The sequence below is a fragment of the Nonomuraea sp. NPDC000554 genome (genome assembly GCF_040300065.1).
Taxonomy (GTDB): domain Bacteria; phylum Actinomycetota; class Actinomycetes; order Streptosporangiales; family Streptosporangiaceae; genus Nonomuraea.
This window is the reverse complement of the sequence record NZ_JBEPDC010000058.1, coordinates 1-10,508: the sequence shown is the minus strand read 5'-3', so window position 1 is coordinate 10,508 and position 10,508 is coordinate 1. Positions and strand designations below refer to the sequence as shown.

Below are 10,508 nucleotides of genomic sequence, written 5' to 3'. Positions count from 1 at the left end.
GCTTCTTCGGCCCCTGCGGTTTGCGGTCCTTACGGATCTCGAAGTCCATCGCATCCCCCGAGCTGGGGTGTTGCGACGATCCCTAGAACTTAAGGTTCGGCGGGGGCCTTCTCGTGTGCGCAGGCCGCCAGGTGGCAGGCACGTCCGGCGTGAGCCTTTTGGGGTCGTGTGGGCCTCTTTGGGCGTCACGCACGCTGCCTCATGCCCCCGGCGTGGGCCTGCCTAGGAGGTCAGCCGGGACCGGACGGCGGCCGCGACACGCCCGCCCTCGGCCCGCCCGGCCACCTTCGGGTTGACCACCTTCATGACCTGGCCCATCGCCTGCGGCCCCGACGCGCCGGTTTCCGCGATGGCCTCGTCGACGATCCGCCCCAGCTCCTCGTCGGAGAGCTGCGCGGGCAGGTACTCCTCCAGCACCGCCTGCTCGTCCAGCTCGGCCTGGGCCTGCTCGGCGCGGCCCGCGTTGCCGAACGCCTCCGCCGCCTCGCGCCGCTTCTTGGCCTCCTTGGTCAGCACCTTGATGATCTCGTCGTCGGAGAGCTCCCTGGCCTCCTTGCCGGCGACCTCCTCGACGTTCACCGCCGCCAACGCCATCCGAATCGTCCGGAGACGGACCTCGTCCCGGCTCTTCAGCGAGGCCGTCAGGTCGGCCTTCAGCTTGTCCTTCATTGCGCTCATGACGTCCATCTTGCCGTCAACGCGGACGGCCCGTGCCGGATGTCGGGCATCATGAAGAGGTGAGGAAAGCCGTCGCAGTGCCCCTGTCCCTGCTCGGTCTCGGCGTGGCCGGGCTGGGCTACGCCTCGGTCGTGGAGCGGAACTGGTTCCGGCTGCGCCGCTTCGACGTCCCGGTGCTGGAGCGCGGGCAGCGTCCCGTACGCATCCTCCACCTGTCGGACCTGCACCTGACGCCGCGCCGCAGGATGCTGATCAACTGGGTCCGCTCGCTCGGCGACCTCGAGCCCGACCTGGTCGTCAACACCGGCGACTCGATCGCCCACGTCGACGCGGTCCCGTCGCTCCTGCACGCCCTGGAGCCGCTGCTGTCGCGTCCCGGGCTGTTCGTGTACGGCTCCAACGACCTGTACGCGCCCAAGCCCAAGAACCCGGCCCGCTACCTGTGGCGGACGTCCAGGAACGACCGCCGCCAGCACGTCCCCTCGCTGCCGTGGGAGGAGCTCGGCGCGGGCATGGCGGCCGAGGGCTGGCTGGACATGAACAACACCACGGCCCGCATCAAGGTCGGCGACCTGGACGTGGCGGTGGCGGGCATCCACGACAGCCACATCAACCGCGACCGCTACGACCTGGTGGCAGGCCCCGCCCCGGCCGACGCCGACCTCCGTCTGGGCGTCATGCACTCCCCGGAACCCCGCAACATGACCCGCTTCGCGGCCGACGGCTACCAGCTCCTCCTGGCCGGCCACACCCACGGCGGACAGCTCTGCATCCCCTTCTACGGCGCCCTGGTCACCAACTGCGGCATCGACACGGCCCGCGTCAAGGGCCTGCACCGCCACGACTCCGCCTGGCTGCACGTCTCGGCCGGGCTCGGCACCTCGCCGTACGCCCCGGCGCGCTTCGCCTGCTTCCCGGAAGCCTCGCTCCTGACCCTCGTCCCGCGCCGCTGAGGCGGTCACAAGCACCCGCGAAGTCCGCTAGACTTTCCCAAGCACGCGCAAGACGGTGTGCACCGGGGTGTAGCGCAGCTTGGCAGCGCGCTTCGTTCGGGACGAAGAGGTCGTGGGTTCAAATCCCGCCACCCCGACACAGTTTGGCCAGGTAGAGGGTCTGATCCGCTAAGCGGGTCGGGCCCTTTTCCGTTTCTGGAAGTCGATGGGAGCTATCTGGCTCGGACTCAACCCGTCGGCTTGTCGCCGAAGATTGTGTTCATGGTGTGGGCGCCCTTGGCGATCACCGCTTGAGCTGGTGCCGGTAGATCGCCTCTGTGACGCTGGTGCCCGCGTGCCCTCCTGAAGGAGTACCGGTATGTGGCTTGACCTGGCCCGATGATGAACCGGCACCCGCAGGGTAGGCCGCGGTGACATCGGCCGCCGCTGGTGCCTGATCGCCCGGGCCGAGGCGCTGCTGCGAATCGACGGGACGAGTACGGAGCGGATCGGCCAGGCGCTGGCGGCGGCGCGGCCCCGCATCGCCTGGGCCTCCGAACGGCGGCCTACAGCGCCTGGACCGCCGGTCGCTTGCGGAAGTAGGCACGGGCGGATGGGAGCAGCAGCAGGATGATGACGGCGATCGAGGCCAGCGGCGTGAAGATCAGGCGGCCCTCGGAGAGGGGTAGCAGCCAGGCCGGGTATGCGTGGTCGGCGGCGTCGAGGACCGCCTGCGCGTTCGCGCCTTCGCCGACGATGGACTGGAGGTACTGCACCTTGGACGCCTGGCTGGTGAGGATGAACACGTCGAGCGCGAGAAAGATCGGCTGGAGGATCAGCGTGAGGATCCGGCCGGCGCGCTTGCCGGCCAGGTTGAGCCAGGCCAGCAGTCCGGCGATCAGAGCGGTGCTGACGGGCAGCACCAGCGCGTACCCGCCCTCGTCGAAGTGGACGTTGTTCTGAGCCAGGATGGAGGGGGAGAGACCTTGCCTGGTGAGTTCGGCTTCTGCTGCGGCTTGGACGTCGGCGCCGAAGATGAGCCCGGCGACGGGGGCGATCAGGAAGGCGAGGGCGAACAGCACCTGCAGGAGGCCGGCGAGGGTGACGGTGCGGGGACGGCGCTTGGTGATTTCCATGACTCAGACGATCGCGCCGCCCGCTGATACGGGGCTGAGCCAGGACTAACAAGGCCTGTCTCGGGATATCAGCCGTGTCTGGCAGGCTACAGCCGTGAGAGTTGTGACGCTTGGTCCGGTAAATGCCTATTTGGACAGCGGGGAGCCCCTGGAAATCAGGGGCGTGCGATTGCGGATGCTGCTGGCCAGGCTCGCGCTGGATCCGGGCCGTCCCGTTTCGGCCGACTCGCTGATCGACGACTTGTGGGGCGAGGAGTCGCCCGCCGGAGCCGCCAGCGCGCTGCAGGGGCTGGTGTCACGGCTGCGCAGGGTCCTGGGCGGGGCCGCCAGTCTGGAACTGGTGGCCGGCGGCTACCGGCTGTCGGTGCGCGCCCAGGACGTGGACGCCGCCCGATTTGAGGAGCTTCTCGGCCGCGGGCGGCGCGAGTTGGCCGAGGGCAGGCACAAGGAGGCCGCCGCCACGCTGGCCGCGGCGTTGGCCTTGTGGCAGGGCGTCGCCCTGGCCGACGTGCGCGAGGCGCCGTTCGCCGATCCCGTCGCCACCAGGTTGCACAACCTCCGGCAGGCCGCCTCCGAGGACCGCATCGACGTCGAGCTGCGCCTGGGCAGGCATGCCGAGGCGTTGTCCGACCTGGAGAGTCTGGCTGCCGCCAACCCGCTGAGCGAACGGCTGGCCGGGCTGCGGATGCGCGCCCTGGCGGCGGTCGGCCGCCAGGCGGACGCGTTGTCGGTCTACGAGGAGATTCGCGCCCGGCTGGGCGATGAGCTCGGGGCCGATCCCGCCCCTGCGCTGCAGGACATCCACCTCGCGCTGCTGCGGGGCGAGATCGAGCAGCCCGCGGCGCAGGCGGAGGCGGCCCCGAGCCGTCTGCCCGCCCAGCTGACCAGCTTCGTCGGCCGCGCCGGGGAGTTGGAGCAGGTGGGCGCCCTGCTGTCGGCCGCTCGGCTGGTCACGATCGTGGGCCCGGGCGGCGCGGGCAAGACCCGGCTGTCGCTGGAGGCAGTGGCCGGGGATCCGGCCTACCGGCGTGGGCGCGTGTGGTTCGTCTCGCTGGCCGGGGTGAGCACAGCCGACCAGGTCGCCGAGTCGGTGCTGAGCGCGCTGAACTCCGCCGACGGCCGTCTCTACAAGGACGGCCACGCCGCGCCGCTGGACCGGGTGTGCGAGCTGCTCGACGTCGGCGACGCCGTACTCCTGCTGGACAACTGCGAGCACCTGGTGGAGGCCGCCGCGGAACTGGCCGACCAGCTCTTGGTACGGCTGCCGCAGCTGAAGATCCTTGCCACCAGCCGCGAGGCGCTGGCCCTCACTGGGGAGGCGCTGTGCCACCTGGGCCCGCTGGAGGTGCCCCGGGACGCGAGCGTGGCGGCGGAGGCGGAGGCCGTACGGCTGTTCGTGGACAGGGCGGCGAGCGTCCGGCCGGGGTTCGCGCTCGACGAGACGACGGCGGAGGCCGTGGTGGAGATCTGCTGGCGGCTGGACGGCATGCCGCTGGCGCTGGAGCTGGCCGCGGCCAAGATGCGCTCGATGAGCGTGGACCAGATCGCCAGACGGCTGGACGACCGGTTCCGGCTGCTCACCTCGGGCAGCAGGACCGCGCTGCCGCGCCAGCGCACGCTGCTGGCGGTCGTGGAGTGGAGCTGGGATCTGCTGACGGAGCAGGAGCGGGTGCTGGCCAGGCGGCTGGCCGCCTTCCCCGGCGGCGCGACGCTGCCCGCGCTGGAGGCGGTGTGCGCGGACGCGTCGCTGCCGGTCGCGGACATTGTCTACGTGGTCGGCTCCCTGGTGGAGAAGTCGCTCGTGCAGGAGTCGGGCGACCGGTACCGGATGCTGGAGACGGTCCGCGCGTACGCGCTGGGCAGGCTGGCCGAGTCCGGCGATGCGGTAGGCGAGCCGTTCATCGGCTACTTCCTGCGGCTGGCGGAGGCGCACGAGCCGATGCTGCGGACCAGGGACCAGTTGTCGGCGATCGCCGTCTTCGACGCCGAGTACGAGAACCTGACACACGCGCTGCGCTGCGCGGCGGCCGCCGGCGACGAGGGGACAGCCTCGCGCCTCGTCGGCGCGATGTTCTGGTACTGGGGCATCAGCGGGATGAGCACCCAGTTTGAAACCTATCTCCGGTACGGCGGCGCGCTCCCCGAGCAGGCCAGGGCCACCTTCGGCCTGGTAAGGGCGAGCATGGAGGTCGATTCGGCGGGAGCCAGGGAGTTTCACCCGGCCAGGCCGCTGATGCGGATGGCGCAGCTGGCCTTCCCCACCGAGGACTCCGATCTGGAGCAGGCGCTGGACTCGCCCGACCCCTGGGTCGGGGCCTGCGCGCACTGGGCCAGGGACTTCCTGCTTACCGAGGAGGGCGACCTGCGTTCGGGGGCCGCCTCGCGGCAGGCGGCGCTGCACGGGTTCGAGAAGGTCGGCGACCGCTGGGGGCTGGTGATCAGCCTCCTGCCGCTGGGCCGCGACCACTCGCTGCGCGGCGAGCACGGGCCCGCCATCGCCGCCTTCGAGCGGGTCGTGGTGCTGAGCTCCGAGCTCGGGACCGAGGACTACCTCTACCTTGGCCGGGCCAGGCTCGCCCGGGAGCGCCGGCGCAGCGGCGACCTCGACGGCGCGCTGCGCGACATCCAGGCAGCCCACCAGCGGGCCAGGGAACGCGGTCACCGCCGCATGGAGGTGAACATCCTGGTCGGGCTGGCCAACGTGCACCGCCTGTCCGGCGATCTGGCGCGGGCCGACCAGACCCTGGACGAACTGGAGGCCCTGATCCGGCGTGGCACCATCCCGGCGGAGCTGGCCAGGGATCTGATCGTGAGCACCCGACTGGAGAACCGGCTCGCCGGGGGCGATGCCGTACAGGCCAGGAAGCTGCTGCCCGACGCCGTCGGCTCGCTGATCACCCAGGGATACAGCGCCGGGTTGGCCTGGGCGGCCGAGCTGCTGGCGGGGGTGCTGGCGCTGGAGGACGACCTGCGGGGCGCGGCCGCCGCGCTGGGCATGAGCCACGTCATCCGCGGGGAGTTCGATCACGGCGAGCCCGAACTGCGGGCGCTGGTCGAGCGGCTCACCGCACATCTGGGCGCGGATGGGTACGCCCAGGCGTACGCCCTGGGCACGACCATGCCGCGCCAGGACGCGATCGACCACGTGGCGGGCCGCGTCCTGGCGGGAGGGGCGGGTCAGGCGGCGCTCTTGCGGTAGGCGCGCATCGCCAGCGGGAAGAAGACCGCGACCGCGACCGCCATCCAGGCCAGGGCGCCCAGCAGCGGTCCGACGACCGCGCCGCCGTTCAGCAACCCGCGCATGGCGTCCGACATCAAGCTGACGGGGTTGACCTGCGACCAGACCTGCAGCCAGCCGGGCATGGTCCGGGTTGGGACGAACACGTTGCTGGCGAACGTGAGCGGCAGGATCAGGATCGTCATCAGGCCGGTCACCGAGCCAGGCGTCTTGACCAGCATGCCGATGTAGACCGACAGCCAGGCGAAGCTCAGCCCGAAGGCCAGCAGCAGCCCCACGCCGGCCAGCGCGGCGACCGGGCCGGTCTGGATGCGGTAGCCCATGACCAGCGCCAGGCCTAGCAGCACGGCGAGCGAGACCGCATAGCGGACCAGATCGGCCAGCACGGCGCCGATCAGCGGCGCGGAGCGGGCCACCGGCATGCTGCGGAAGCGGTCGAAGACGCCGGTGCCGGTGTCGGCGTTGAGCGAGACACCGATGCCGACGCTGGCCTGGAAGACGGTCATCACCATGATCCCCGGCACGATCGCCCGCAGGTAGCCGTCGAGGTCGCCGCCCGCGATCGCGCCGCCGAACAGGTAGGCGAACATCAGCAGGAACACCACCGGCGTCAGGATGACGTCCACGAGCTGCACGGGGGTCTTGCGGAGCTTGGTGACGCCGCGTCCGGCAAGGGCCAGGCTGTGCCGTACGGCATGCATCGGGCTCACCCGGACGGGGGCGTACGTGGGCGTGGTCATGCCGCGCTCCTCTCGGTGGCGGAGGGGCGGCCGGTCAGGGCCAGGAAGACTTCGTCCAAGCTGGGCAGGCGCAGGCCCAACTCGTCGGCGGGGATGCCGGCCTGGTCGAGCCGCCTGGCCAGGGCGGAGACCAGCATCGGGTCGGCGGCGGGCGCGCTGAGCAACCCGGTGTGCTCCTCACGGCTTGGCGTCGCACCGGTGAGCTCGGCCACGATGCGGGCGGCGGCGTCCAGGTCGGCGGCCAGCGTCGGGCGCACGTGCAGGATCTGCCCGCCGATCCGGCGCTTCAGCTCTCCCGGCCGCCCCTCGGCGACCACCTGGCCGTGATCGATCACGGTGATCCGGTCGGCGAGCTGGTCGGCCTCCTCCAGGTACTGCGTCGTGAGCAGGACCGTGGTGCCGTCGGCGACCAGGTCACGGACCAGGTCCCACAACCCGTTGCGGGTGTGCGGGTCGAGGCCGGTCGTCGGCTCGTCCAGGAACAGGATCCGCGGCCGGCCGACGAGGCTGGCCGCCAGGTCCAGCCTGCGCCGCATGCCGCCGGAGAACGTGCTGATCGCCCGGCCGGCGGCCTCGGTCAGCTCGAAGCGCTCCAGCAGCTCCGCGGCACGGGCCCGGGCCTCGCGCCTGCTCAGGTTGAGCAGGCGGCCGAGCAGGACCAGGTTCTCCGTGCCGGACAGGCCCTCGTCCACCGAGGCGTACTGCCCGGTGAGCCCGATCAGTCCGCGTACCCGCACCGGATCCCGCACCACGTCGTATCCGTCGACCTCGGCCCGGCCACCGTCGGGGCGCAGCAACGTCGCCAAAATCCGGACGGTCGTGGTCTTGCCCGCGCCGTTCGGCCCAAGCACCGCGACCACCCGGCCCGCCGGCACCTCCAGATTCACCCCGTCCAGCGCGACCATGTCCCCATATCGCTTGATCAGCCCTTCGGCCAGGATCGCAGGCATCGTCGTCCCTCCTCTTCCTCGATGGGACGACGATGCCGGTGTCCGCTGTTACGGTGCAGACACCGCGCTGACACGAGCCCTGGAGGTCAGGTAGGCCACCGCGACCGGCTACGCGACCCGCCGCCCGCGACGCCCGAGGAACTTGTTCTGGACGGTTTTGCCGGGAGTTGTTCAGGTCTACCTGTCGGCGGGCCGATCATGCCGATCGACACGTCGGCGGCGCACCGATGACGATCTCCATCTGCTCAGTGCGTTCGACCTGGGTTCCGATAGACGCGATGTCCGGGCCGAGCTGGACACGATCCGCGACGCCCGCTGACCTCTCAGCCGAGCGGCCGGCCGGCCTTACCCGTGGTTTCTGATGCCGCTCGGAGACGGTCGGCCATGACGCCGATCCGCTCGACCAGCTCCGGCGGGTCATGCACCTCGAATCCGATGTCCATCAGGGCGATCCACACGACGATCTCGTCGAGGTTGTTCGCACCGCACAGCAGGACGCAGGTCTCCGCGTCGACGGGTTCCACCGTCCCCGTCGTGGGCGGCATGTGCCCGGCCACGACCTCCGCCGAGGCGTGCATGGTGAAGCGCGCCTGATAGCGGTACGGAGCACTGGAGATCGCCCGGGACATGTAGGCGGCGAGGTCCTCGTCGGGCGGGTCCCGGGGGACGAAGCGGGGCCCGTTCGGCGTCCTCAGGCGCAGCCGGTCGACCCGATACGTCCGCCAGTCCTTCTTGTCGATGTCCCAGCCCACGAGATACCACCGACGCCCGGAATGCACGAGCCGATGGGGCTCGGCTGAACGGCGGCTCTCCTGACCCTCATGCGACCGGTAGTCGAACCGCAGTCCCTCATGATCTCGGCAGGCCGCGGCGATGGCGGTCAGCACCTCGGGGTCCACCGGTGCCGCGGCCCCCGTCATGGGCACGGTCATCGACTGCAGCGCGTGAACGCGATGCCGCAGCCGTGCGGGCAGCACCCGTTCGAGCTTCGCGAGCGCCCGCACGGACGTCTCCTCGATTCCAGCGACCGTCCCGCCGGCGGCCGTCCTCAGCCCCACCGCGACCGCGACCGCCTCGTCGTCATCGAGCAGCAGCGGAGGCAGGTCGGACCCGGCGCCCAGCCGGTAACCCGGCGCGCCGGGCGTGGCGTGCACGGGATAGCCCAGTTCCCGCAGCCGGTCCACATCCCGCCGTACGGTCCGCATCGTGATGCCGAGCCGCTCCGCCAGCTCCGCGCCGGACCAGTCCCGGTGGGTCTGCAGGAGGGACAGCAATCTGAGGAGTCGAGCCGAGGTCTCCAACATGCTTTCAATCTTGCCCGCAACCTAGGACCGAATCCGTCCTAGCCGGCTCCTAATGTCTTGGGCATGGCGAAAATCAACCCGTTCCGCATCGACATCCCGCAGGCCGACCTGGACGACCTCCGCGACCGCCTGGCCCGCACCCGCTGGCCGGACGAGCTGCCCGGCACCGGCTGGTCGTACGGCGTCCCGTCCTCGTACGCGAAGGAACTGGCCGAGTACTGGCGGACGGCCTATGACTGGCGCAAGCAGGAGACGGCGCTCAACGAGTACCCGCAGTTCACCACCGAGATCGATGGCCAGAACATCCACTTCCTGCACGTCCGCTCTCCCGAGCCGGACGCGCTCCCGCTGATCCTCACGCACGGCTGGCCCGGTTCGATCGCCGAGTTCATGAAGATCATCGGCCTGCTCACCGACCCCCGCGCCCACGGCGGCGACCCGGCCGACGCCTTCCATGTGGTGGCGCCATCCCTGCCCGGCTTCGGGTTCTCCGGCCCCACCCGCGAGACCGGCTGGAACCTGCGCCGGGTGGCCCGCGCCTGGGCCGAGCTGATGAGCCGCCTCGGCTACGACCGGTACGGCGCCCAGGGAGGCGACACCGGCTCAGTGGTCTCTCCCGAGCTCGGCCGCGTCGCCCCGGACAACGTCATCGGCGTCCACGTCAACGGCGCTCTGGGCTTCCCGACCTTCCAACCTGACGAGCTGGAGGGTCTCACGGAGGCAGAGCAGGCCCGGCTGGCCCTCTACACCGACCACGACCGCTCGGGCTACGCCGTGATCCAATCGACCCGCCCGCAGACGCTGGCCTTCGGCCTGCACGACTCCCCCGCCGGCCAGCTGGCCTGGATCGTGGAGAAGTTCAAGGAGTGGACCGACCCCGCTCACGACCTCCCTGAAGAGGCCGTGGACCGCGACCAGATGCTCACCGACGTCACCATCTACTGGCTCACCGGCACCGCGGGGTCATCCGCCCGCCTCTACAAGGAGGGCTCGACCGACTGGGGCAAGCCCGTCGAGAAGTCCGAGGTTCCCGCCGGGGTGGCGGTCTTCCCAGGCGACGCCGGGATCCGCCGCGTCGCCGAACGCGAGCACAACGTGGTCCACTGGTCGGAGTTCGACCGGGGCGGCCACTTCGCCGCGATGGAAGCACCGGACCTGCTGGTCACCGATATCCGCGCGTTCTTCCGGCTGGTTCGCTGACCTACCGCATCCTGCGGCTTGATCCGCTCCAGCGGCCGGCAGTCGACCACCAGCGCAGAACCGTCCGCGCCGGGCGAAGTAGTCCGGCGCGTGCGAGCGGACCTTGCCCTCGGCAGTCGACGGGGCCCCGGTAGCCATGGAGCAGAATCCGTGACGTAGTGTTCCGCGCTTGAAGGAGAAGGACTGTCCGTTCCTGGGGCTGTCGTCAGCGTTCGCATGGACGACCACCGATTTCCTTTGTTCCGGGCTTGACCTTGCCCCAAGGTCAAGGTCCGACGATGGCCTGCATGAACAACAACGCACTGCACACCGTCGAGGCCCAGATCCGCG

Annotated in this window: 8 protein-coding genes and 1 tRNA gene; 4 read left to right on the top strand and 5 right to left on the bottom strand. The window is 70.7% G+C overall.

The genetic code is table 11. The features are described 5' to 3' along the window. Positions 1 to 222: 222 nt before the first annotated feature. Positions 223 to 678 carry a GatB/YqeY domain-containing protein gene (locus ABT294_RS50445; RefSeq protein ID WP_350813698.1) on the bottom strand — a complete coding sequence of 152 codons (456 nt, stop codon included), beginning with the start codon at positions 676 to 678 and terminating at the stop codon, positions 223 to 225. A 59-nt stretch (positions 679 to 737) separates the two neighbouring features. Here ABT294_RS50445 and ABT294_RS50440 point away from each other — a divergent pair, with 59 nt between their 5' ends. Both ABT294_RS50440 and ABT294_RS50435 read left to right on the top strand, forming a co-directional pair. Beyond that, positions 738 to 1,631 (top strand): metallophosphoesterase, encoded by an 894-nt coding sequence (locus ABT294_RS50440; protein WP_350813697.1) that lies wholly within the window; start codon positions 738 to 740, stop codon positions 1,629 to 1,631. A gap of 63 nt (positions 1,632 to 1,694) precedes the next feature. Continuing rightward, positions 1,695 to 1,768 (top strand) — tRNA-Pro (locus ABT294_RS50435). Positions 1,769 to 2,176: 408 nt separating this feature from the next. On the opposite strand, the gene ABT294_RS50430 is transcribed toward ABT294_RS50435, so the two are convergent. Then, on the bottom strand, positions 2,177 to 2,746 hold the full coding sequence (locus ABT294_RS50430) for a hypothetical protein (protein ID WP_350813696.1): 570 nt from the start codon (positions 2,744 to 2,746) through the stop codon (positions 2,177 to 2,179). A 163-nt stretch (positions 2,747 to 2,909) separates the two neighbouring features. Here ABT294_RS50430 and ABT294_RS50425 point away from each other — a divergent pair, with 163 nt between their 5' ends. Beyond that, positions 2,910 to 5,945, top strand: a complete 3,036-nt coding sequence (locus ABT294_RS50425) for an AfsR/SARP family transcriptional regulator (RefSeq protein ID WP_350813694.1) — start codon at positions 2,910 to 2,912, stop codon at positions 5,943 to 5,945. Here ABT294_RS50425 and ABT294_RS50420 read toward each other — a convergent pair. From ABT294_RS50420 to ABT294_RS50410, 3 genes are all read right to left on the bottom strand, one after another. Continuing rightward, positions 5,924 to 6,724, bottom strand: a complete 801-nt coding sequence (locus ABT294_RS50420; protein ID WP_350813693.1) for an ABC transporter permease — start codon at positions 6,722 to 6,724, stop codon at positions 5,924 to 5,926. The genes ABT294_RS50425 and ABT294_RS50420 overlap by 22 nt on opposite strands. Beyond that, positions 6,721 to 7,674 (bottom strand): ATP-binding cassette domain-containing protein, encoded by a 954-nt coding sequence (locus ABT294_RS50415; protein ID WP_350813692.1) that lies wholly within the window; start codon positions 7,672 to 7,674, stop codon positions 6,721 to 6,723. Before ABT294_RS50415 ends, ABT294_RS50420 begins: the two co-directional genes overlap by 4 nt. A 323-nt stretch (positions 7,675 to 7,997) precedes the next feature. Then, positions 7,998 to 8,978 carry a helix-turn-helix transcriptional regulator gene (locus tag ABT294_RS50410; RefSeq protein WP_350813691.1) on the bottom strand — a complete coding sequence of 327 codons (981 nt, stop codon included), beginning with the start codon at positions 8,976 to 8,978 and terminating at the stop codon, positions 7,998 to 8,000. A 63-nt stretch (positions 8,979 to 9,041) separates the two neighbouring features. Between ABT294_RS50410 and ABT294_RS50405 the strand changes: the two genes are divergently transcribed. Further along, positions 9,042 to 10,178 (top strand): epoxide hydrolase family protein, encoded by a 1,137-nt coding sequence (locus tag ABT294_RS50405; protein ID WP_350813690.1) that lies wholly within the window; start codon positions 9,042 to 9,044, stop codon positions 10,176 to 10,178. Positions 10,179 to 10,508: the final 330 nt, after the last annotated feature.

Bases quoted from the DNA above. Each gene is read 5' to 3' on its own strand.
- ABT294_RS50420 (WP_350813693.1), bottom strand. From the start codon at position 6,724: ATGACCACGCCCACGTACGCCCCCGTCCGGGTGAGCCCGATGCATGCC.
- ABT294_RS50415 (WP_350813692.1), bottom strand. From the start codon at position 7,674: ATGCCTGCGATCCTGGCCGAAGGGCTGATCAAGCGATATGGGGACATG.
- ABT294_RS50410 (WP_350813691.1), bottom strand. From the start codon at position 8,978: ATGTTGGAGACCTCGGCTCGACTCCTCAGATTGCTGTCCCTCCTGCAG.
- ABT294_RS50445 (WP_350813698.1), bottom strand. From the start codon at position 678: ATGAGCGCAATGAAGGACAAGCTGAAGGCCGACCTGACGGCCTCGCTG.
- ABT294_RS50405 (WP_350813690.1), top strand. From the start codon at position 9,042: ATGGCGAAAATCAACCCGTTCCGCATCGACATCCCGCAGGCCGACCTG.
- ABT294_RS50430 (WP_350813696.1), bottom strand. From the start codon at position 2,746: ATGGAAATCACCAAGCGCCGTCCCCGCACCGTCACCCTCGCCGGCCTC.